The 23104-nt window shown below is 64.4% G+C and carries 19 protein-coding genes; 10 read left to right on the forward strand and 9 right to left on the reverse strand.

What is annotated here, in order from left to right:
* Positions 1-131 precede the first annotated feature (131 nt).
* Entirely contained in the window at positions 132-734 is a 603-nt protein-coding gene (locus tag ABH939_RS08515; protein WP_019747831.1) for a PPA1309 family protein, read from the forward strand.
* 26 nt (positions 735-760) lie between these two features.
* On the opposite strand, the gene ABH939_RS08520 is transcribed toward ABH939_RS08515, so the two are convergent.
* Positions 761-1783, reverse strand: a complete 1023-nt coding sequence (locus ABH939_RS08520) for a PDZ domain-containing protein (protein WP_054187616.1) — start codon at positions 1781-1783, stop codon at positions 761-763.
* Between the two features lie 123 nt (positions 1784-1906).
* On the opposite strand from ABH939_RS08520, the gene ABH939_RS08525 reads away from it, so the two are divergent.
* The 3 genes from ABH939_RS08525 (at position 1907) to ABH939_RS08535 (ending at position 5668) form a co-directional block, all read left to right on the forward strand.
* Positions 1907-3307, forward strand: coding sequence for a zinc-dependent metalloprotease (locus ABH939_RS08525; RefSeq protein ID WP_404649556.1), 1401 nt, complete (start codon positions 1907-1909; stop codon positions 3305-3307).
* A gap of 98 nt (positions 3308-3405) precedes the next feature.
* Complete coding sequence (locus ABH939_RS08530) at positions 3406-4320, forward strand: hypothetical protein (protein ID WP_054782090.1); 915 nt, start codon at positions 3406-3408, stop codon at positions 4318-4320.
* 4 nt (positions 4321-4324) lie between these two features.
* Entirely contained in the window at positions 4325-5668 is a 1344-nt protein-coding gene (locus tag ABH939_RS08535) for an AarF/ABC1/UbiB kinase family protein (protein WP_172403528.1), read from the forward strand.
* A gap of 26 nt (positions 5669-5694) precedes the next feature.
* On the opposite strand, the gene ABH939_RS08540 is transcribed toward ABH939_RS08535, so the two are convergent.
* Together ABH939_RS08540 and ABH939_RS08545 are read right to left on the reverse strand one after the other, a co-directional pair.
* The gene (locus tag ABH939_RS08540; RefSeq protein ID WP_404649597.1) at positions 5695-6018 is read right to left on the reverse strand and encodes a WhiB family transcriptional regulator; all 324 of its coding nucleotides are present in this window, start codon (positions 6016-6018) and stop codon (positions 5695-5697) included.
* Between the two features lie 512 nt (positions 6019-6530).
* Entirely contained in the window at positions 6531-8669 is a 2139-nt protein-coding gene (locus tag ABH939_RS08545; protein ID WP_003942300.1) for an ATP-dependent DNA helicase UvrD2, read from the reverse strand.
* Between the two features lie 103 nt (positions 8670-8772).
* Here ABH939_RS08545 and ABH939_RS08550 point away from each other — a divergent pair, with 103 nt between their 5' ends.
* On the forward strand, positions 8773-9030 hold the full coding sequence (locus ABH939_RS08550) for a mycoredoxin (RefSeq protein WP_003942350.1): 258 nt from the start codon (positions 8773-8775) through the stop codon (positions 9028-9030).
* 14 nt (positions 9031-9044) lie between these two features.
* On the opposite strand, the gene nudC is transcribed toward ABH939_RS08550, so the two are convergent.
* On the reverse strand, positions 9045-9944 hold the full coding sequence (nudC, locus tag ABH939_RS08555) for an NAD(+) diphosphatase (RefSeq protein WP_007731249.1): 900 nt from the start codon (positions 9942-9944) through the stop codon (positions 9045-9047).
* A 38-nt stretch (positions 9945-9982) separates the two neighbouring features.
* A complete protein-coding gene (locus ABH939_RS08560) occupies positions 9983-11050 on the reverse strand; it encodes a TrkA family potassium uptake protein (protein WP_003942296.1) in 1068 nt (355 codons plus the stop codon).
* 156 nt (positions 11051-11206) lie between these two features.
* Between ABH939_RS08560 and ABH939_RS08565 the strand changes: the two genes are divergently transcribed.
* Complete coding sequence (locus ABH939_RS08565; protein WP_003942341.1) at positions 11207-11608, forward strand: hypothetical protein; 402 nt, start codon at positions 11207-11209, stop codon at positions 11606-11608.
* On the opposite strand, the gene ABH939_RS08570 is transcribed toward ABH939_RS08565, so the two are convergent.
* Together ABH939_RS08570 and ABH939_RS08575 are read right to left on the reverse strand one after the other, a co-directional pair.
* Positions 11605-14997, reverse strand: coding sequence for an ATP-dependent DNA helicase (locus tag ABH939_RS08570; RefSeq protein WP_322942474.1), 3393 nt, complete (start codon positions 14995-14997; stop codon positions 11605-11607). The genes ABH939_RS08565 and ABH939_RS08570 overlap by 4 nt on opposite strands.
* Positions 14998-18360 (reverse strand): ATP-dependent DNA helicase, encoded by a 3363-nt coding sequence (locus tag ABH939_RS08575; protein WP_322942473.1) that lies wholly within the window; start codon positions 18358-18360, stop codon positions 14998-15000. It lies immediately after the preceding gene.
* Positions 18361-18412: 52 nt separating this feature from the next.
* Here ABH939_RS08575 and ABH939_RS08580 point away from each other — a divergent pair, with 52 nt between their 5' ends.
* From ABH939_RS08580 to ABH939_RS08590, 3 genes are read left to right on the forward strand one after another with little or no spacing between them, the layout of a single operon-like run.
* Positions 18413-19201: an alpha/beta hydrolase gene (locus tag ABH939_RS08580; RefSeq protein ID WP_054187621.1), complete on the forward strand. Its 789-nt coding sequence runs from the start codon at positions 18413-18415 to the stop codon at positions 19199-19201.
* 10 nt (positions 19202-19211) lie between these two features.
* On the forward strand, positions 19212-19508 hold the full coding sequence (locus ABH939_RS08585; RefSeq protein WP_003942322.1) for an MGMT family protein: 297 nt from the start codon (positions 19212-19214) through the stop codon (positions 19506-19508).
* 50 nt (positions 19509-19558) lie between these two features.
* The gene (locus ABH939_RS08590) at positions 19559-21304 is read left to right on the forward strand and encodes an NTP transferase domain-containing protein (RefSeq protein WP_007731244.1); all 1746 of its coding nucleotides are present in this window, start codon (positions 19559-19561) and stop codon (positions 21302-21304) included.
* A 5-nt stretch (positions 21305-21309) separates the two neighbouring features.
* Here ABH939_RS08590 and ABH939_RS08595 read toward each other — a convergent pair whose 3' ends face one another.
* Both ABH939_RS08595 and ABH939_RS08600 read right to left on the reverse strand, forming a co-directional pair.
* Entirely contained in the window at positions 21310-21654 is a 345-nt protein-coding gene (locus tag ABH939_RS08595) for a hypothetical protein (protein ID WP_007731243.1), read from the reverse strand.
* Positions 21651-22229 carry a hypothetical protein gene (locus tag ABH939_RS08600; protein ID WP_042922177.1) on the reverse strand — a complete coding sequence of 193 codons (579 nt, stop codon included), beginning with the start codon at positions 22227-22229 and terminating at the stop codon, positions 21651-21653. Before ABH939_RS08600 ends, ABH939_RS08595 begins: the two co-directional genes overlap by 4 nt.
* Positions 22230-22318: 89 nt before the next feature.
* Here ABH939_RS08600 and ABH939_RS08605 point away from each other — a divergent pair, with 89 nt between their 5' ends.
* On the forward strand, positions 22319-23086 hold the full coding sequence (locus tag ABH939_RS08605) for a hypothetical protein (RefSeq protein WP_003942311.1): 768 nt from the start codon (positions 22319-22321) through the stop codon (positions 23084-23086).
* The last annotated feature ends 18 nt before the right edge of the window (positions 23087-23104 follow it).

Raw genomic sequence — 23104 nt, forward strand, 5'->3', positions numbered from 1 at the left:
CAACCGATTGCATCGATCACTGCGGCCACGCCCGAGTGGACTTGGCCGTTTCCGACCACTCTACGTAACAACGGTCACGGGTTGACAACACGGAGAGCGGGGAGCCGGACAGAAGGTGGGAGGATGAACGTGTGAGTGAAGAGAATATGAGCAGATCACCGAGTGCCCTCGCCCGGTGCGTTCATGAAGTTGTCGACCACATCGACGCCGAAGGCTGGGATCAGCCGCCGAAGCTGTACGCGTTGGTACCCACCGAAATGCTCGCCGCGGCCGAACCCGGACTGCTCGACCAACTCGCCGAGGGCGCCGAATACACACCGATCGAACAGGAATCGCTTCCCGAGGACATCATCGGCGGTTCACGGGCACTCGACGAGTTCCTGGCGACGACGCATTGGCCCGAGTCCGTGCAGGGTTGCATCCTGGTGCAGGAGATCGTCGTCCTGCCGCCCGAGGCGGAATCGGATCTCGACCACGCCACGGCGCCGGTGTTGACCGATCAGCACGCGGCGGACGAGGTCGCGCGGCTGACGGCCAACGCGCATCCCGATCGACGCGAGGCTCGACTGTTCGTCGGCGTGCTCCGTGACGGTCCCTCGCTGTCGCTCCTACAGATGCGTCCCGACGAGGATGCGGATCCGTACGGTGACTTGGAACTGCTCACCTACGACGGTCTTGCACCTCACCTCGTGCACGCCCTGTACGCGACGCTCGACGAGGTCGAAGAAGACTGACAGAGTCGTCGGCGGCCAGGCAGCTTTCAGCAGCGGGGTGCGTCGCCGCCCGTGTTGAGGCTCTCGAGTGAGTCCACTGCGCCGGGCAGGTTGTCGACCTTGACGAGTCGAAGCCCGTCCGGCGCATTCTGTTTCGCCTCGTCACAGTTCTGGGCCGGCACGAGGAAGGTCTCAGCACCGGCTTGGGACGCGGCGATCAACTTGTACCTGATGCCGCCGATCGGACCGACCTCGCCGTCGGAGTCGATGGTGCCCGTTCCGGCTACGAACTTTCCGCCGTTGAGCTCCCCCGGAGTCAGCTTGTCGACCAAGGCCAGTGTGAACATCAGTCCGGCAGAAGGACCGCCGATGTCGGCGAGATTGAACTGCACGGTGAAGGGAACGTCCGGGACCTCGCTGGGTGTGACGCCGAGGTAACCCGATTCGGGCTTGTTGGGCCGCGCCCCGACGGTGACCGGCACAACGGTCTCCACACCCTCACGAAGGACGGTGACGTCGATCGCGGTGCCGGGCGCGATCGCACCGACCGTGTCCTGAACGCCGGTGATGGTGGTTACCGGAGTGTCGCCGATCTTGACCAGGACGTCGCCTTCTTGCAGGGCACCCGCAGCGGGACCGTCCGGAGTCACCTTCGAAACAGTCAGTGCCACCGGCTTGCCGAGAAAGTGCAGTGCCGCCAACTCGGCACTGTCCTCGGATTGCTGGAAGTCGGCCGTGTTGGCCTGCTGAATCTCTTCCTTCGACTTCTCGGGCGGATAGATCTCCGAGCGAGGGACGAGTCCGTTGCTGCCACTCGCCCACAGTCCGAACGCTTCGAAGATGTTGAGGCCGTCGCGAACCGACACCGTTGTCATGTTGAGGTTGCCGTCGGTGGGATCGACCTCGGTCCCCTGGATGTCCACGACGGGCTTACCGTCGACGTCGCCGAGCGTGTTGAAGGTGGGGCCCGGACCGAGTGCGACATAAGGAACAGTGACCATTGTTCCGACGACTCCCAACACGACGATGGGTGCGAGTGCGGCCAAGAGCGTCACTATCCGTCGATTCACCTGATCCAGAGTAAAGCGCGAAGGCTCCGGAGCACCGATCGCACCGCCTGAGCGCCGTGCGTGTTCGCCGTCAGCGTGACTCGGAGGGCGACTCCGACCGCTCGAGCCTTGTACCGTTGAGGTATGAGCAATATGCCGTTCGGCTTCTCCAACTCCGACGACGATCCCGATCGCGACAAGAACACGGCGGGTGGCAATCCGTTCGGGGGTGGTGACATGCCGTTCGGGTTCGGCGCGGGCGGTGAGGGATTCGATCCGGCTCAGCTCGGCCAGATGCTCACCCAGTTCGGGCAGATGCTGAGCGGAATGGGCTCGTCGATGGGCCAGGGCGGTACGTCCGGCCCGGTCAACTACGACATCGCCAAGAAGCTGGCACGCCAACAGATCGGATCGGTCACACCGATCACCGAGGGCAACGTCAAGGCGATCGCCGACGCCGCGCACCTGGCCGAGATGTGGCTGGACGCCGCGACAACGCTCCCTGCCGGAGCGAGCCGCACTCTTGCGTGGACTCCGAACGACTGGCTCGACAACACGATCGACACCTGGAAGCGACTCTGTGATCCGGTGGCCGAGAAGGTAGCGGGCATGTGGGTCCAGGGTCTTCCGGCCGAAGCACAGCAGATGGCTGGCCCGATGCTGGGCATGCTCGGCCAGATGGGCGGACTCGCGTTCGGCTCGCAATTGGGCCAGGCACTCGGCCAACTGTCCACCGAGGTGCTCTCCTCCACTGACATCGGCCTGCCCCTCGGCCCCGAAGGCACCGCGGCCCTTCTCCCGGCTGCGGTTCAGGCTTTCAGTGAGGGTCTCGAACAGCCGCATCAGGAAGTTCTGGTCTTCCTCGCCGCGCGGGAAGCCGCTCATCAGCGCCTTTACAGTCACGTTCCGTGGCTGCGCCAGCGTGTTCTCGCGACAGTGGAGGAATACGCCCGCGGAATCACCATGGACTTCTCGGCGATGGAAGAATTCGCCAAGGACCTCGATCCATCCGCTCTCACCGATCCGAGCAAGCTCGAAGCGTTGATGCAGCAGGGCACGTTCGAGCCGCAGAACACACCGGAGCAGAAAGCCGCTCTCGAACGTCTCGAGACTCTGCTTGCGCTGGTCGAGGGCTGGGTGGAGACGGTCGTCACCGCCGCACTCGGCGAGCGACTGCCTGGTGTTGCCGCGATGAGTGAGACGTTGCGGCGTCGCCGCGCTACCGGCGGCCCCGCCGAACAGACCTTTGCGACGCTGGTCGGACTCGAACTTCGTCCTCGCAAGGTCCGTGAAGCGGCCGGTTTGTGGCAGAAGCTCACCGCGGAAGCCGGTATGGACGTTCGCGACGGCGTCTGGTCGCATCCCGACCTGATGCCCGATTCGAGCGATCTCGACGCACCGGACGGATTTGTCGCCCGTGTCCTCGGCGCCGGCGAAGCCGGTAATTTCGACGACCCGATAGCCCAGCTCGAAGCCGTCGAGGCAAAAGAGCGTGCGGCCGAGGCAGCGATGGACAAGACCCGCGAGGACGACGAAGAGAAGTAATCCCTTCTCGACCGATTTTCGCAGATCAGCCGCGATGACGGCCTGTGGATAACTGCCGCTGACGTGGACTCGCCGAGGGCCCGTCGTGCCAGCATCGAATGATGACCAGTCACACGCAAGACGACGCCAGACAAGACAGCACTTCACAGCGATCCGCGGGACCCCGATGGGACCCGCGGATCGCTGTTCTGTCGCGCCCGGACGGTCGACTGCAGCTGGGATGGACCCCCGGACGTGCCGTCCTGCTGACTCTGCCTGTCGGGGTCGACGATCGCGCGGTGAAGTCGATCCTGCGCAAAATGGACGGCTCGAGATCCCGCGCAAACATCCTCTGGGAAGCGTCGAGGCGCGGGATTCCCACGTCGGTGACGGAGGAGTTGCTCGAGCAACTCGCCGATTCCGGTTTCGTCCACACTGCCCGCAGAAGCACCGCGACGGTACGGATTCACGGTGTCGGTCCGCTCTCTGACGCCATCGAGCGCGCACTGGTCGCCGGCGGGGTCAGCACGCGTCGCTCGCGCGGGTATCGCAACACCGACGTCGTGCGCACGTGGAACGAACAACTGGTGGTCCTGGCCGACGACGTCGTAACTGATCCTCGTCTGGTCAGCGATCTCGTTCGCTGCGGACTCCCCCACCTTTCCATCCGCATCCGCGACGGCAACGGTGTGGTCGGGCCTCTTGTCCTGCCTGGTCAGTCGAGTTGCCTGCGGTGCGCCGACATCCTCCGATCCGAACTCGACCCTCATTGGCTTCATCTGTCAGCGCAGCTACTCGGCAGCGCAGGCCACGCGGAATCGGCGATGATCCATGCAAGTGTCGCGCTGGCCCTGGCCGAGATCGACTCCGCATTATCGGAGACAGCGGCGACGCATGCGGCCAGTCTGTCGTCGACGCTCGAGATCGCGCTCCGTCCGTATCGGATCACAACCAGGCGCTGGCCTCGGCAAATATCCTGCAGTTGCCAATACCTGGCACCTGTTTCGGGCAAAGGACGCCCCAGTCAGACATGATGGTGTGGTGTCCGAGATCCCACGCAAGAGTTCTGCCCGTACTGCCAAACTCGCGAGCATCCCCCTGGGGATGGCCGGTCGCGCCGCCATGGGCTTCGGACGCAAGCTCGCCGGCGGCGACAAAGGCGAGATCGACGCGCAGTTGAGCGCGAAGGCCGCCGAGCAACTGTTCGCGGTGCTGGGCGAACTCAAGGGCGGCGCGATGAAGCTGGGCCAAGCGCTCAGCGTCATGGAGGCGGCAATTCCGGAGGAATTCGCCGAGCCGTACCGCGAGTCGCTGAACAAGCTCCAGGCCGCCGCCCCGCCGCTGCCGACCAAGCAAGTCCACAAGATGCTCGACCAGCAACTCGGAACCAAGTGGCGCGACCGATTCCAGTCGTTCGACGACGAACCGACCGCGTCGGCAAGCATCGGGCAGGTTCACCGAGCCGTCTGGGCGGACGGCCGCGACGTAGCCGTGAAAGTTCAGTACCCCGGCGCCGACGAAGCTCTACGCGCCGATCTCAAGACCCTGGGCAGATTTGCCGGTCTCTTCGGTTCGGTCATGCCCGGTGTCGACGTACGGCCCGTGATCGAGGAGTTCACCGCGCGCACGGAGGAAGAACTCGACTATCGGATCGAGGCGAACAATCAGCGAGCTTTTGCCAAAGAGTTCGACGGAGATCCCCAATTCGTGATCCCGCACGTCGTGGCGAGCGCGCCGAAAGTGGTCGTGACCGAATGGATGACGGCAACCCCGTTGACCAGAATCATCGAGAGTGGAACGCCGGAGCAGCGCAACGCGGCCGGTGCACTACTCGCCGAATTCCACTTCGCGTCTCCGGCCCGTGTCGGATTGCTCCACTGTGACCCGCACCCCGGCAATTTCATGCTTCTCGAGGACGGCCGACTCGGCGTCATCGACTTCGGTGCTGCTGCGCCGTTCCCGAACGGACTGCCACGGGTTCTCGGCACTATGGTGCGCTTGGCTGTCGAGGAACAATTCGACGAGTTGACGGAGTTGTTGCGCGCCAACGGTTTCGTGATCCCCGGACGCACGGTGACCGACAAGGAGATCGCGGATTACCTGCGACCCTTCACCGACCCGATCCAGACCGAGTCATTTCACTTCACTCGGGCATGGCTGCAAAAGGCCGCCGGAACCGCCACTGACTTCAACAGTGCGCAGTTCCGAACGGCCCGTGCACTCAACCTTCCGGCCGAGTATTTGATGATCTTCCGTGTTCTTCTCGGTTCGGTCGGCATATGCGCCCAGTTGGACGCATATGCCCCGTACATGGAAATCCTGACTCGTTGGTTGCCAGGGTTCGCGGAGCCGGTTCTGGATGACACCGGCTCCGCCGACTAAGACACCGGCTCCGCCGAATAGGGCTCTCACGCGCACACAAGTTGCTTGCGTGGACGCCCTCTCGGTCTCTTGCGCGCTATGACGGCCCCCTGATCGAGGATCTCGCCGCCCCACACCCCCCATGGCTCGGCGCGGTCGAGAGCCGCACTGAGACAACGGGAACGGATGGGGCACTTCGCGCACAGTGCCTTGGCCTGCTCGAGTTCGGCCGGAGCTTCGGCGAACCAGAGATCGGGGTTGGATGCCCGGCACGGCAGGTCGCGGCGGGTGGACGCGACCTCGATGAACGTGACTGCAGCCGAAGTGACGTCGGTGGAAGTTACTGCAGTGGTGGAGTTTTCGGATTCCACGCGGATTGTCTGGGCAGACAACTCGGTCTCCTAGTGCTCGGATGCGAAACTGTGTCGCACGATATGGGTTCGATGGGTGCGAACCTGAGCCGAGTCGGAAACCAGATGAAGAGGGCTATCCAACACAAAGGCCACGGTCCGCAGGGGCTGCGGGTCCGTGGCCGTAAGTGAACGGATGTGTCCTACCGAGAAATACCTCGATGGCTTAAGAACACGGACTCGACAGCTGCTTTCTTTGCTGCTGCTTGAGGGCGCAGGCGGAACGCATGCTGCGCCCATCCCGCTGCACGCGGCAGCATGGGGGCGGCAACAGCGAACTTTGCGCTTGCGCACGCTTCATACGAGATCAAGTTCGTCATTTTTTTGCCACCTCCATTTCGTGTCGGTCCGGATAGTTTCTGCGCACAGGTTGCCCCGTAACACTGAAAACCAGAGTAGAGAATCTGCCGAATCTGCACAACCTATTTTTGACCTGCGGTTATGTAACTCACCGTTGTCGATTCGGATGCATTTCAGATATCGAGTGTTGCCGCACGCAGTTCGCCGCGAATGACAGCTAGTACGTCTTCCCCGAAGTTGTCGAGTTTCTTCGGCCCGATTCCAGGGATCGAAACCAGTCCACGATTGTCTTGTGGTCGTTGTTCGGCAATAGCCATCAATGTGTTGTCACTGAAGACGACATAGGCCGGAACTTTGAGTTCTCTGGACTTGTCCAGACGCCAGGCCTTGAGGTGCTCGAGCAATTCCAGGTCGACATTGGACGGGCATTTTTCGCAGCGCCCGAGCATGGTCGCCGACGTCCCGATCAACGGTTTGCCGCAGACGCGGCAGCGCGGACGCTTCTTGTTCCCCGACGACGGCGCGGCAACGCGCGAAGCCGGTGAGTCCTCGGGGATGAGCCCGTTGAGGAACCTCGACCGGCGACGGGACTTGCGTCCACCCTCATTGCGGGCCAATGCCCACGACAGCTGCAGATGCTCGCGAGCGCGAGTAACCCCCACGTAGAGAAGCCGACGCTCCTCCTCCACCGCGACGTCGTCGGCGCCCGAATTGGCGTCGCCGAGAACGTGTTGGATAGGCAGGGTGCCGTCGTTGAGGCCGACCAGGAACACCGCATCCCATTCGAGCCCCTTGGCCGCGTGGAGGGAGGCCAGCGTCACACCTTGCACGGTCGGTGGGTGCCGCGCCTCGGCTCGGGCCGTGAGCTCCTGTAGAAGCCCGGTGAGCGTCAGTTCAGGTTCGTGGACAAGTTGTTCTTCGGTGAGCGCCACGAGAGCCGAGAGCGACGCCCAGCGCTCGCGTGCCTGAGTACCCGAAGGCTCTTCGTTGGTCAGGCCGAGCGGCGCGAGCACAGCGCGGACGAGTGAGACCAGCGCTTCGCCGTTGTCTGCACCTTCGGGGAGGTCGTCGCGTCCAGCTGCCTGACGCAGCGCTGCCACCGCCTGACGTACCTCGGTGCGAGTGAAGAAGCCCTCTCCACCGCGCACCTGGAACGGAATGCCCAGCTTCGTCAGGGCCTGCTCGTGCGCCTCCGACTGAGCATTGATCCGGTACAGAACAGCGATCTCGGCAGCAGGAGTGCCTGCCGCGATCAGCCGTTTGATCGCCCGCGCAACGCCGAGTGCTTCGGCCGGCTCGTCGTCGAACTCCATGAACTCCGGCTCAGGCCCCGGCGCGCGTTGCCCGATCAGCTGCAGACGCGTCCCGGCGATCCGCCCGCGCGCGGCACCGATCACGCGGTTCGCCAACGACACGACCTCAGGGGTGGAGCGGTAATCCCGTTCGAGCCGAACGACGGTCGCTTCGGGGAATTTCCGGGAGAAGTCCAACAGATAGTTGGGGGTGGCTCCGGTGAAGGAGTAGATGGTCTGATTCGCATCGCCCACCACGGTCAGATCGTCTCGGTCGCCCAGCCAGGCGTCGAGCACACGCTGCTGCAGTGGGGTGACGTCCTGATACTCGTCCACGACGAAGCAGCGATACCGCTCGCGGAACTCGTCGGCGACTGTCGAATGCTCTTCGAGAGCTGCCGCCGTGTGCAGTAGGAGATCGTCGAAATCAAGCAGCATGCCGTCCTGGCCGCGTGCTTTCAGCTCTTCGTATGCGGCATACACCTGGGCCACCTTGGTGGCATCGACCGGTGCCTCACGGCGAATCTTGGCGATCGCGCGTGGGTAATCCTCCGGCGCGATCAGCGACGCCTTCGACCACTCGATTTCACTGGCGAGGTCGCGGACGCTTTCCGTGCTGGTGGACAATCCCACCCGGGCTGCGGCACTGCTGACAACCGCGAACTTTCGGTCCAGCAGACGCCACGGCGTGTCGCCGACAACCTGCGGCCAGAAGTACTTCAGTTGACGGAGAGCAGCAGCGTGAAAAGTTCGAGCCTGCACCTGCGGCCCACTCCCGCCGACGCCCAGCTCACGGAGACGTCCACGCATTTCCCCGGCCGCACGAGCGGTGAACGTCACGGCAAGCACCTGACCGGCCGACACGTGACCGTCGGCAACCAGATGAGCGATCCGGCGCGTGATGGTGCGGGTTTTGCCTGTTCCAGCGCCCGCGAGGACACATACCGGGCCGCGTGGCGCGAGCACGGCGGCCGATTGTTCTGGATCCAGTCCGGTGTCCGCAGGCATGGGGACCATCATGGCAGGACGTTCCGACACTCCATTCGCCGCGCCCGACGGTATGTGGGCAAGAGAACACGGGCCGATACGGAACAACGCTCTCGGTCGTGGTGTTATATCGGCCGTGACTTCTACCGAAAATGCGCCTGCCCTGACCATCTACTCGACCACGTGGTGCGGCTACTGCCGTCGCCTCAAGACGCAGCTCAACGCGTCGGGGATCGAGTACACCGAGATCGACATCGAGAACGATCCGGCAGCAGCCGATTTCGTCGGCAGCGTCAACGGTGGCAATCACGTCGTTCCGACCGTGAAGTACGGCGACGGCAGCGTTGCGACCAACCCGTCGCTCAACCAGGTCAAGCAGGCTCTGGGTCTGTAGACCTTCTCCGGCTGCTACTTGACCCAGCTCTCGAGCATTCCGCGAGCGATGGAGATCGACCCGGGCAGCAGCAGTGGCGCGTCCGCTTCCGAACCCCAGTCGCCGAGTTCGAGAGCGGCGCGCACCTCGTCCTTCGTGAACCAGGTGCCCTCGGCGATCTCGCCGTCCGCGAACAGCAGCGGAGCGGCGGGGTCGCCGATTGCGGCGAAGCCCAACATCACCGAGCGAGGGAACGGCCAAGGCTGGCTCCCGAGGTATCGAACGCTGTGCACGTCGATACCGACTTCTTCCTTGATCTCGCGGACAACACACGTTTCGAGTGACTCCCCGGCCTCGACGAATCCCGCGAGAATCGAGAAACGGCGCTGCGGCCAGGTCGGCTGACGCGCGAGTAGAACTCGATCGCCGCCGTCGTGCACCAGGCAGATGACCGCCGGATCCGTTCGGGGAAACTCCTCGTGGCCGGTGGACGTGGAAATGCGTGACCAGCCGGACATCGTGGGTTCACTCGGTGCGCCGTCGATAGCGCTGAATCCGGCACTGTCGTGCCAGTTGAGAATCGCGACGGCACCGGTCAACAAACCGGCGTCCGCGTCGTCGAGTGTTCCGCCGAGCATCCGCAATTCAGACAAAGTGCCCGCCAGCAGCGACACCCGCACCGCCCAGACGTGGCGATTCTCCCGAATTCCCAGGAAGACCGCGCCGCGCACCGGTTCGGGCCCCAACTCGGTTGCCTCGGCGAAGACCAATTGACCTTCCGGCGACACCTTGACCTGACCCCGTGAATTCACACGGAGGAGCAGTGCGTCCGCCCAACCCGTCGTCAGTGCAGCGGCGTCCGACCGCAATTCCTCGGCGCGGCCGACGCTCGAGCGTGAGAGCAGAGGTGTTTCGGTCAGCTGGAAGTCGTTCACGCTCACGACATTACTGCGCGCACGAAGCTCGGTAACACTCAGTTCGTGACGCGGCGAATGTAGAGCAGTCGATCGTTCTCTTCGACGGCGTCCACCTCGGGTGAACCGACGCGAACCAGACGGCCGTCACGAACGACCCCGAGCACGATGTCGGAGAGATGACGCGGAGAGCCGCCGACCTCGTCGCGCTCGACGGCACGCTCGGCAATCGCGAATCCGGCCTCCGGAGTCAGCAGGTCTTCGATCATCTCCACGACGGTCGGCGTCGTGGTCGCGATGCCGAGGAGTCGACCCGCCGTCTCCGAGGACACGACGACGGAGTCTGCGCCGGACTGACGCAGAAGATGCGCGTTGTCGGCTTCACGGATGGCTGCGGCGATCTTGGCTTTCGGCGCGATTTCGCGGGCTGTCAGCGTCACGAGCACTGCGGTGTCGTCACGGTTGGTTGCCACGATGATCGACGACGCATTCTGCGCACCTGCCAACCGAAGTACGTCCGATTTCGTCGCCGAACCGAACACCGTCACCAGGCCCTTGCTCGCCGCCGAATCGAGGACGGTCTGATCGGTGTCCACGACCACGATCTCCGACGCCGGTACACCGTCACCGAGCATTGCTTCGATTGCCGTCCGCCCCTTGGTCCCGTATCCGACGACGACGGTGTGATTACGCACGTGCTGCCTCCAACGCTGAATTTTGAACGCCTGACGCGAACTCTCGGTCAGAGCTGAAAGTGTGGTTCCGACCAACACGATCAAGAAGAAGATCCGAAGTGGCGTGATCAACAGGACGTTGACCAGGCGCGCCGACGGCGTGAACGGAGTGATATCGCCGTAACCGGTGGTCGAGAGCGAAACCGTCGCATAGTAAATGCAGTCGAGCAGCGACAGCTCGTTGTCCTGTGCGTCCCGGTATCCCGCGCGATCGATGTACACGATCAACACGGCGGCGCCGAGAGCACCCAACGCGATGAGAACTCGCTTGTAGATGGCCCGCGCCGGACTTGTCTGTAGCTGGGGAATGCGCAGCACCCCGACAAGGGCGAAGTCAGGCTGATCGGTCAATGCTTCCGACCTGGTCAAACGCGCCCGGAGCTTACCGGCCATACATCGACTCTCTCACTCGAACTTACGAAATACCTACACAGACATCGGCAGGCAGCGTAACCCTCGAAGATCGACTTCGGAACTCGGGCGCCGAATAGCGCGCGGGTCGTGGCGCCGGTAGTGGCAAGAAGGTCCACCGTGAGGCAGGCTGGGCAAATGCCTTTCACCGGTTCGACGTCCACTCCCAGCCAAGCGGCCGCTCTTCGTTTGTCGGCCCTCCTTCTCGGCGCCGGCACCATGCATTTCGTGGCGCCTTCCTTCTTCGACAGCACCGTTCCCCGCCAGCTTCCCGGACAGGCCCGCACCTACACCCAGGTGTCCGGCGTCGCGGAACTGGCGATCGGCGCTGCCTTGGCCGTGCCGAAGACCCGCAAGCTCGGCGCGGGCCTTGCCGCCGCGCTCTTTGTCGCCGTGTTCCCCGCCAACATCCAGATGGCGATCGACTGGTGCCGAAGCCCGAAGACGTCCACACCGCAGAAGATCGGTTCGATCGCACGTCTTCCCCTGCAGGTTCCGCTGGTGACCGAAGCACTCAAGGCTCGTCGAAACGCAAGCTAATCTTGCGCGCCTGCCGTTCGGATGAGGCGAGCGAGAGCCTCACCGTCCGGCAGGTTCTCGGGTGCGATGGTGCGACCCGATCGAACGTAGTGAAACGCCGCCCGCACCTTGTCGGCCGGAAACTGTTCGTTGCGCCCCGCCGAACGGGCTCTGGCCGACATCAATTCGGCCCAGGCCACCCGATACGCGGCCAACTGCATCACAACAGCGTCCTCGTTGGCGGCCGACGGTTCGGCACCGGTCTTCCAGTCGATCACCGTCCATCCGCCGTCGGGATCGGCGAACACAGCGTCGATCCGACCGCGTAAAACCGTTCCGGCAATGGATGTTTCGAAAGGAACTTCCACTTCGATCGGGCTGCGATTGGCCCACGGGGACCGCAGGAACGCATCTTGAAGTTTCACCAGATCGGTCTCGGGACCCGCGCCGGTATCCGCGGCGCCGGGTAGTTCGTCGAGATCCAACAGTCGGGTCGCACCGAACCTTCGCTCGATCCAGGCGTGAAAAGCCGTGCCGCGCCGCGCGAGCGGGTTAGGTGGGTACGGCAGTGGTCTACGCAGCCGTGCCGCGAGTTCATCCGGATCTGCCTTGAGGTCGACGAGCTGAGTCACCGAAAGCTGCGCCGGGAGAATCACTTCGGCACGCGCGTTTGCCCGGGCTTCGCGCTCGGCCAGTAGAACGTCGACGTCCGAGGCCCAGTTCTCCGGATCGTCCTCCGGTTCTTCCGTCTCTTCGCTGTCTTGCGGCAGCGATGCAAGTGCGGACAGGACGCTCGCGGCTCCGGCCTCGACCGCGCCGCGACGCGCACCCAGCGGGTCGGGCGGCCACTGCGCAGTACGGGGTGTGGAGGCCAACGGGTTCTCGGTGTCGGGTTCCGGTGCAGGCGCCCATTCCTCCACGACGCCGATCGCACCGCGTGAGTCTTCTTCACCGGCATCGTTTTCGGCCGTGACCATCTGATGCAGCTCGTCCAGGAACTCCGAAGGCCCCTTCGGTTCCGAACCGGATTCCGCCCAGTGATGCGCCGAGATGAACAGCGCCCGTTCGGTTCTGGTCAGCGCGACGTAGAACAACCGCCGGTCCTCGTCCAGTCGACGGTTGGACAAGGCCTTCTTGTGCGCCGCGATCGCGTTCTCGAGGTCCTTGCGGTTGTAGAGCTCCTCGAGGTCGAGCACCGGAACTCCGTCGGCCGAATCCGCGTCGACCGCCCGGTCACCACGCAACGACGGTGGCAGTTCGGCGAGCGCCCCGAGCCACGATCCGGACGCGGTGGACGAGGGGAACACCCCGTCGCTGACATGCGGGATCGCCACTACTTCCCATTCGAGCCCCTTCGCCGAGTGCACGGTCAAGATCTGCACGCGATCCGGCGCCACCTCCACTTCGCCCGGAGTGAGGCCCTTTTCGATCTGTTCGGCGGCCGCGAAGAATGCGAGCATCCCGGGCAGATTGGCTGTTGGACGCGTCGCGTAATTGGCGACGACGTCGGCAAATGCGTCGAGATGCTCGCGGCCCGCGGTCCCGACGACACCGACTCGAGTTCGCGCGCCTGCCTCGATTCCGATACCGAGCACCCGCTCGACCTCCGCCACCAGTTCGGTGAGCGGCTGGCCGATACGTTCGCGCAACGACGCCAATTCTGCCGCTATCGCGTTGATGCGTGTGTACCCGAGAGCTGAATAGCGTTCTGCCGGGCCTGGATCGGAGATCGAATCGACCAATCCTGCTTGCTCGGCGTTCTCCCCCGGCAGCGCGTCCTGAACTGCCGAGGTGAGCGCCTCGGCGTCGGTGACCGCACCCGCTGTTCCGTATCCGGCGGAGATGGCAAGTTCGCGAGAGCGTTGCGAGAGTGCGGCGAGGTCCTTCGCGCCGATCTGCCATCTCGCTCCGGTGAGCAGCCGAACGGCGGCGCTACCCGCCAGCGGATCGGCGACCACTCGGAGCATGGCGATCACGTCCGCCACCTCGGGTGTGTGCAGGAGCCCACCGAGTCCGACCACTTCGACTGGCAGACCTTTGGACCGCAAAGCCTCGGCCAGCGGGGCAGCATCGGCGTTGCGGCGGATCAACACCGCTGCCGTGGGCGTCGGGCGGTCTTCGGCACGTGCCGCCTCGTACTCTTCGGCGATCTTCTCCGCAACCCACTGACGTTCCTGTTCGACGTCTCCCAGCAGCGCCAGTCGAACGTCTCCGGCGACGGCTCCCGGCCGCGCACGAAGTGTGCTGACGGCCACACCGCGTCGGCGCAACGGTGCCGACGACAGGTTTGCCAATTCGAGAGCCTCCGGCGGGTTACGCCAACTGGTGAGCAGTTCGAGTGTCGGAGCCGGCTTTCCGTTGGCAAGCGGGAAGTCGGTTGCAAACCGTGGCAGGTTGGCCGCCGACGCGCCTCGCCAACCGTAGATCGACTGCATCGGATCGCCGACGGCTGTCAGCGCCAACCGGCCGTCGGCTCCCCCACCGAACAACGAGGACAACAACACTCGCTGAGCGTGACCGGTGTCCTGGTACTCGTCGAGAAGAACTACCCGAAAGCGCTCACGCTCGGTTTGCCCGACCTCGGGATGTTCGGAGGCGACACGGGCCGACAGCGACATCTGGCTGCCGAAATCCAATGCGCCTTCACGCCGCAGCGTCTCACCCAGCCGGGCAACGAGGGGCAGTAGCTCGATGCGTTTGTGTTGCACATCAAGGTAATTCAACAGCTCTTTGCTCGGCCCACCCCGCTGTTTCGGACCGGCGGGCAGAGTATGAATCAGCTTGTCCAACTCGGTGTGAGCCTCGAGCAACTGCTCGGGGTCGACCAGGTGCTCCGCCAACTGACCGGCAAGGGCCAGAACGGTTTCGGTGATGGACCCCGGATTCTTGTCGGTGTCCAGATCACTGTCCCAGCCGCTCACGACGCGGTGCGCAACCTGCCACAGTTCGGTCTCGGACAACAGCGTCGCCGAGGGTTCGATCGGCAACAGCAGTCCGTGCTCGGACAGCAACCGTCCCGCGTAAGCATGGTAGGTACTGACTTCGGGTTCCCCGGCCAGAATCCGGGAACGCACTCCGCCGGTCGGGTCGAGTGCCCGCAGAACGTCCGAACCCGCCAGTCGCGCCAAGCGCTTGCGGATTCGCGACGTGAGCTGTTGTGCCGCTTTGCGCGTGAAGGTCAATCCGAGAACGGCCTCGGGATCGACGAAGCCGTTGGCCACCAGCCACACGACGCGAGCAGCCATCGTCTCGGTCTTACCGGCACCGGCACCGGCGACGACCAATGTCGGACCGAGCGGTGCGGCGATGACAGCCGCCTGTTCCGGCGTCGGCGGGTGTTGACCGAGCGCGACCGCCAGGTCGACAGGATCGATCTTCGGTCGGCGTGCCTTCTGCGTCGCGGCAGCCACTTAGTTACTCACCTGTCGTCCCTCGTCGTGTGCCGGGCAACTCGAGCGCACCGGGCAATGTCTACATCCGTCGTTGACCCTGGCCAGATACTGCGGCCCTTGGGTCGCTGCCGCTGCGTTGTGGATGACGTCTCGCCACATCTCGACGGCTTCGGCCGTCAGCGGCGGCTGAACTCGCTGCGCCGCACCGTCTTTCTTGTTGGACTTGGCCACGAATACCAGGCGTGCACCGCCGGGTTGTGTGGCTGGTTCGCCGGCAATCGCACCTTCGGCCGCTGCGACCTGGTACGCCGCCAACTGCGCGTGAGATTGCGCGGCCTCGTTGCTGACAGGGTTTCGCGCAGTCTTGACGTCGACAACCACCGGACGGCCTTCGGTGTCGCGCTCGAGCCGGTCGATCCGGCCACGAAGCTTGACCGCAGGCGCTCCCTCCTCACGTGGTTCGAGGACCCCCTCGACCGCGACCTCGACGCCGACTTCGGTCAGTTCACCGCGAGTTGCGTTCATCCAGGCGGTGAACGTCGCCAGCATCTCCCGAGTTCGATTGAGTTCGCGGCGCGAGTACCACTGCGATCCCAGATCGATGGATTCCCAGGCATTTTCGAGTGCCTTCTCGACCTGATCCGGTGGAATCCGGCCGGCCAATGCCTGCACCAAGGTATGGACCAGCGTACCGGCGATCGCATGAGTGTTGTCTCCGTCGCTGCCGCCATGACGCTCGAACACCCATCGGAGAGGGCATGTTTCGAGAAGCTCGATGGTGGACGGCGATAGTGAAACCGGTCCGTCCTCGGGCTGCCACATGGGAGCAGCGGTACTCGGCTCGGCTGTGCCGTACCACTGATCCGGGTGCGCGCCCCGTACCCCGGCAGCAGCCAGACGTGCCAACTGGCGAGCGGCCCGGGAATGCTTCTCGGGGTCGAAATGCGCGATGTCGGGATCACACACGACGCTGCGAAGCTGTGCGACCAGTGCAGGCAGCGACAGAACCCGGGTATCCCCGGTCTCGGGTGCAACGACGTCGAGATCGGAGGACGGATCGTCCGAGTACGCGTCACCACGGATCAATTCGTCCACGAACCGCGAAGGCACCAAGTCGGTGTCCCCCGAAGCCGATTCGACTGCGGTGATCAGCAGACGGCGACGAGCACGGCTACAGGCAACCAGGAACAACCTGCGTTCTTCGGCCAGAAGCGGTGCGGTTCGCGAGAGTCGTTCGGCAGCCGAGTCACTGCCGTCGGAGACTCCGTTGACCAGGTCGATCAGCGCTTCGGTACGCAGTAGCGATCCGCGTGCCCGCAAACTCGGCCAGAGCCCCTCCTGCACACCCGCCACCGCCACGACCGCCCATTCGCGACCCGCCGCGGCGTGAGCGCTGACCACGGTGACGGCGTCGGGAGTGATGACCGACCGGCTCCGCGAGTCGGTCGGTATCTCCTGGCTGGTCAAGTAGTCGACGAAACCGGCGAGTTGCGAACGCGGCAACCGGTCGACGTAGTTGGCGGCCGCGTCGAAAAGTGCGACGACTGCGTCGAGGTCTCGATCGGCCTGTGAGCCGATAGGTCCGCCGCGCGCCGACGCAGCCGCCCAGCGTCGTTCCAGCCCCGTCGCCTGCCATGCTGCCCACAGAACTTCTTCGACCCCGAGACCTCGCTCGAGAGGCACTCGGGCCTTGCGAAGGACCGACAGCACGCGATTGAGTGCCGCAGCTTCGACGTCTGTCAACTTGCCCATCAGGCGCTTGGACTGCGCACGATCCTCGTCGATCAGAATGAGCCGCAACAACTCCGAGGAGTCCCGATCACTTCCCGATGCCAACTCGACCCGGCGCAGGCCACGACGCAACCGGCGCAGGGTGACCGGCTCGGCGCCGCCGATGGGACCGGCCATCAGGGCAAGCGCGTCGTCGCCGGTGAACTGATCGCCGCCAAGCGCCCGAAGGACCAGCAGCAGGCCGGACACTCCGTGTTGCCTGGCCAGCGGCAATTCGGTGGCAGCGGTCGTGACGGGTACCCCGGCCGCGAGCAGGGCTCGCCGGAGAGGGGCGAGAGTGCGCGGGACCGACCGGACGATGACGGCCATGTCGGACCACGCAATCCCGTCCAGCAGATGCGCCCGGCGCAAGGTATCTGCGACGACTGCCGCTTCTTTGGCCGTCGTACCGAGAACCCGCACCGACGCCCGCCCCGGGTCCTCATCGGTGAGATCGGATGGAACCGCGATGCGATGAGCGAGGTTGCCGGGCAGCCGCGCAGCGATCTTGGCCGCGATCGACGCGACGTCGGCGTTGTTGCGAAACGTGGTGGGCAGGACGATCTGGCGCTCGTCTCCGCGCTCGGCGAGTCCGAGTAGGAACGCCGAATCCGCACCGCGGAACCCGAAGACCGACTGATCGGGATCACCGGCGATGACCGTGCCCGCAGTTGCGGTTCCGATCAGCCGAACCAGCTGCGCCGCCTGCGGATCCAGATGTTGTGCGTCGTCGACGAGTAGGTGCCGGATCCGAGCGCGCTCGGAGCGAAGCAATTCGGGATCGGTGGCGAACGCGGTCAATGCCGCACCGATCAACTCGGCCGCGTCGAGTGCCGGCGCCGTCGCCTCCGGAGCCTCGACACCGACACTGCCGCGTAGCAGCACGCCTTGCTCGTAGGCCTCGGCGAACCGCCCGGCCGCCACCCACTCCGGACGTCCACGCTTCTTGCCGAGCTTGACCAGATCTTCGGGGCCGAGTCCGCGCTCGTTCGCTCGCAACATCAGATCTCGAAGTTCGACGGCAAAGCCGTTCAAACCCAATGCGGGTCGCAGGCGCTCCGGCCACCGGAGCGCACCGTCTTCTATGTCGCCGCGCAACATCTCTCGGAGCACCGAGTCCTGCTCGGCGCCGGTGATCAAGCGTGGCGGCGCGTTGCCGTGCGCTGCGGCTTGAAGCCGGAGTACGGCAAAGGCGTACGAGTGAACGGTGCGGACCAACGGCTCACGAGTTGCCTGCGGTCCGCGTTCTTGTTCGTACCCGAGCAACCCGGCCGTGATCTGCTCGCGGACCTGCGTCGCTGCCCGGCGCGACTGGGTGAGCACCAGGACCGATTCAGGATCTTCGCCACCGGAGATCTTCTGCACTGCCAGATCCACGAGAAGGGACGTCTTGCCCGTTCCGGGGCTGCCGAGTACCTGCCAGGGACTCCAGGCGGCCCCCGAGCCGAATGAAACAGGGCCGAACGCGAGTTGGAACGGATCCTCGGACGGCGGCGCGAACAGCCGGGCCGTCCCGTCGTCCCACGTTCGGGGTATCGGAGACGGCGCAGTTCGGTGCACCAACCGCGCCCGCGGGATGGTGACCTTGCTGCGTGTTGCCGTCTCACTCACCCAGGCATTCCACCAGAGCGCACCGACAACTCACACATCGCCTGCATCCGGCATGATTGACCTCGTGTCTGCACTCCATACGTATCTCTACGGACCCGTCGGGGCACCGGAGATCCTTTCGCTGCACGGTCTGACCGGTCACGGCCGACGTTGGCAGTCGATGGCCGAAAACCAACTGCCCGAAGCGCGCTGGATCTCGCCGGATCTACGCGGTCACGGGCGTTCCACCTGGGCTCCTCCGTGGAACATCGAATCCCACGTGGCGAGCCTGCTGGAGACGCTCGACGAACATGCCACCGGACCGGTGGTGATCGTCGCGCATTCTTTCGGCGGAATGCTGGCGCTGCACCTCGCGGCCACCGCACCGGAACGCATTCGTGGGCTCGTCCTGCTCGACCCGGCGATCGGGTTGGATCCGACTTTCATGCAGGAAGTGGCCGAACTCACAATCGGCTCACCGGATTACACCGATGCGGCAGAGGCCTACTCCGAGAAGATTCACGGCTCGTGGGGTGAGGTTCCCACCCAGGACCTCGACGTCGAGATGGCGGAACACCTGATCGAACTGGACAACGGACGCGTCAACTGGCGCCTGTCCACGCCCGCGATCGTGACCGGGTGGGGCGAACTCGCTCGCCCGATCGTGCTGCCTCCGTCGTCGATGCCCACCGTGCTGGTTCAGGCGATGAAGGTCCAACCGCCGTACGTCACCGACGAGTTCCGGGCAGCGCTCACCGAGCACCTCGGTGAAAATCTGACCGGTGTCGAATTCGACTGTGACCACATGGTCCCGCACGTGCGGGCCGACGAAGTCGCCGCCCTCGTTCGCAGCATGCTCTGAAGGAACCGACATGGCAGCCACCACCGAAGAGCAGATCGAAGAGGTACGGCGCCTCATCGCGTCGATTCCGGCCGGTTTCGTGGCGACGTACGGCGATATCGCTGATGCTGCAGGACTTTCCAGTGCTCGCACGGTCGGTTGGATCATGCGAACGGACTCTGCCGACCTGCCGTGGCATCGGGTTCTCGGCGCCTCCGGCAAACCGTCGGCGCACCTGGCTCATCGTCAGATCGCCAAGCTCGAACTCGAAGGCGTGCCGATCAAGGACGGTCGGATCGACCTGAAGAAAGCTCGGTATCACTTCTGATTCACGTGTCACCGGTCGTCGTGACGCGGGCGATGGGGCAGCATGGAGGTATGACCGTCACGCCGCCGACCGCCGCCCTCATTCTGGCGGGTGGTCGCGGGACCCGAATGGGTGGTGTCGACAAACCCGGCCTGCTCGTTCACGGCCGCAGGCTCCTCGACATCGCGCTTTCAGCGACGGCGCATCTGGACGCCGTCGTCGTGGTCGGTCCACATCGCCCTGAACTTGATCCTGGCATCACTCAAACTCAGGAAACTCCGGCCGGAGCCGGCCCTGTCGAGGCGATCTGGGCCGGATTGTCTGCGACCCGGTTACCCGACGACGCCGTGGTGGTGGTCCTGGCGTCCGATCTGCCGCACATCGAGGCCGTATCAGTCGACGCTTTGATAGCTGCCACGTCGACGGACAGTCCGGTGACGTGTGCCGTGGACGAGAACAACCGAACCCAATTCCTGCTCTCCGCGTGGACATTTCGCGAGCTCCGGCAACGCCTGTCCACATTGCGGGAGAGTTCGGGGTTGGAGAATCAACCTATGAAAGCGATTGTCACCGAACCGTTCTCGACGCTGCGTGTCACTGGCACCACTGACTGCGACACACCGGCGGACATCGACCGCGCGCGAAACCATCCGCGCCTGACGATCGAGCAAGCCCGCGCCGCCGTCAGGAACTCACTGACAGCATTGTCACCACACCGGGCCGCCCTCGCCGACAGTCTCGGAGCAACGCTCGCGCAGCCTCTCGTCGCCCTGGGTGATCTTCCTCGATCCGATGTCTCGGCGATGGACGGGTACGCCGTCTCCGGCGAGGGTCCCTGGCGAATCCGCACCGAGATCCGTATCGCGGGCGCCGACGGGCAACTCGAACTCGGTGAAGGCGAAGCGATTCGCATTGCCACGGGAGCACACCTGCCCCTCGGCGCCACCTCGGTGATTCGTGACGAGTATCTGTCCGTCGACGAGCCATCTCGGATGGTACGGAGACTGCCGGATGCGCCGCACCGCAACGACGCTCGACCACGAGGGGAAGATTGGACCACCGGATTCACGATCGCCCCGACTGGTACCGCGGTGACTCCGGCGGTGGTCTCCGCAGCTGCCAGCGGTGAAGTGTTCGACGCCCTCGTCCGTGGTCCGGTACGGGCACGCGTGACAGTCACCGGCGACGAGATCCGGCGGACCGGTCCACTGCGTGAAGGTCAGACCCGCGACTCCGTCGGTGGGATTCTCCCCTACCTACTGGAAAGCAACGGCGTACGGTGCGTGGCGGATTCGCACCTGAGGGACACGGCCGACAGTTTCGAGCGTGTACTGGCGGATGCGACTGAACAGGACCTGCTTGTTGTCATTGGTGCCACGGGCGGCGGCGCTGCCGACGAAATGCGCAGTGCGCTCGATCGACTCGGCGCTCGCACGATTGTCGGGCGAGTCGCCTCGCGCCCGGGCGGATCTCAGATAACGGCTGTCCTGCCCAGTGGTCGGGTGGTTCTCGGCCTCCCCGGCAACCCGTACGCCGCAGTGACCACCCTGTTGACGATGCTGCCCACCGTCGTGGCCGCCTTGACGGGAAGCGACACACCACCGCGACTGCTCGGCATCATCGAGAACGCCGCTGCGGTGACTTCCGATGCGGTACGCCTACTGCCGGTCACACAATCCGCCGACGGTCGCTGGCGCGCCGAACCGTCTGTACGTACCGCACACCTGGCGGGGTTGATCGGGCGCTCCGCGTTTGCACTCGTTCCGCCACACGCGGAAGACGATGCCGTCGCCGAAGTGGTTGTCCTCCCACGCTGATCGGGTCAGTCGTTTGGGCGCCTACGCCGGTTGACCCCGACCACGCCGACCACTATCGCAAGCACCAGCGAATACACGCCCCACAGCACCAAGAACGGCAGCAGCCACCCGGCATCAACGGTCTGACCGCGCGGTCCGACGCAATACAGCGTGAAATTGGTGGACGTACCGTCGCCGTCGGAAAAGGTATCCGAGACGACCATCGCGCTCGATGTGGGAGCTTCACAGAAAATCGGCGCCAAATGAGCGACCTGTCCTGGCCAGATCACCGAAGACAGTAGTGCAGCAAAGATTCCCACGACCACGATCACCACTACGGAGATCAGCAACGGAGCGATACGGCGGCTCACAGCGGGTGCACCAGGAAGGGAGTTCCGTCAGGCTCGAAGACCACCAGCGCCCGCGAGCGTGGAGATTCCACCATCACGGATGCGCGAATCGCCTCGGTGCGACTGACCGAGATCCCGGTGACTTCGCCGTCGTCGACACCGCTGTTCTCCAGCGCGTCGTCGACCAACTTCTCGAGGTTCGTCAATGCCGGCACTTGATCCAGCGTGAACGATCGTGCATCGAGATCGTCGGTGACACTGACTTGCACGGGGCTCGGCTCGCCGAGAATGACTCCGTCGAAAGAGAATCTGTCGAGCTGGGTCGGCTTCCCGGGGTCTCGAACGGTGACTCCGAGCGTCTCGATCGGGCTGATGTCGATGCTGGTCACCGATACCGCGTCGACGCCGTATCTATGTGCGAGGCTGTCGAACCCGCCTCGCACCAACTCCGACGTCATCCCACCGCCACGTTCGCGCATCTGATTGTCGAAATCCATCCGATCGACGGCACCGATACATCCGCTCAGACTCGTGGCCGCCAAAGCGATGGCTACCGTCCACAGCGCCGACCGCACCTGCGAGGACGCGAATTTCATGAGCGGAGCGTACCGCGAGTGTCCGGTTCCATCCCGGTGGACTGCGCGTCGCACGAATTACTGTCGGCGACTCGTGGGATCATCGCGCCATGAATCGTGTCGACGAAGGATTCGAACCGCCGGACGCATTGGTCGAGTGGTGCCGCTCCCGCACCTTTCCACTGCACGTCCTCGACGACGAAGCCACCGTCGACCTGGATTGGTGGAACGCCCACCTGAAGGACGCCGGCCACACCATCAGCCTGCGCGGGCGTGATCTCGACGGCAAAGTGATCACCGAAGGCCGAGCCATCGTTCAACGCAACGACCTTCGCCCGTCGAGCGATCTCGTTGTCGCCCAGCACGACGGCCTCGGACTACTGTTTCTCTGCGCGGCCTGGCAGGGCTCGCACGAGAGCCGACGGTTCACACGGCGGTTCCCCAACGTCTTCAATCCCCATCACCGCGAGGACGAGGATCCGCTGACCCAGATCACAGCCATTCTCGATCACTGCTCGAAAAACAAGTCGATGCCCGTCGTCCGGCGCGACACCTGGTCCGGGTGGCCACTCACCCCCGGTGTCGGGGTATCGCTGATGGCCGCTTTCATGTGGGCAGTGGGCGTACAGGACGAAGGCCGACGCGCTCAGATGATCGACCAGTACGGAGTCTCGACGCTCATCCACGAGGGCTGGCTCGAGGATCCTTCCGTCACCGGCTTCACGACGCGTCGCTACCGCCGGTACTGCGAACTTCTCGACAGCTGGGCCTATGCCGCCGGCACCCAACCCGAGATCGTCGAGATGTGGTTGGTGAAAAGGTGGAGTGCGCGATTGGCCCAAGCACGCAACGACGTGAGCGCCCCCACCCTGTTCTAACTCTCAGAACGGCTGCAT

It is taken from the genome of Rhodococcus sp. 27YEA6 (assembly GCF_044908235.1).
Classification (GTDB): Bacteria; Actinomycetota; Actinomycetes; order Mycobacteriales; family Mycobacteriaceae; genus Rhodococcus_F; species Rhodococcus_F qingshengii.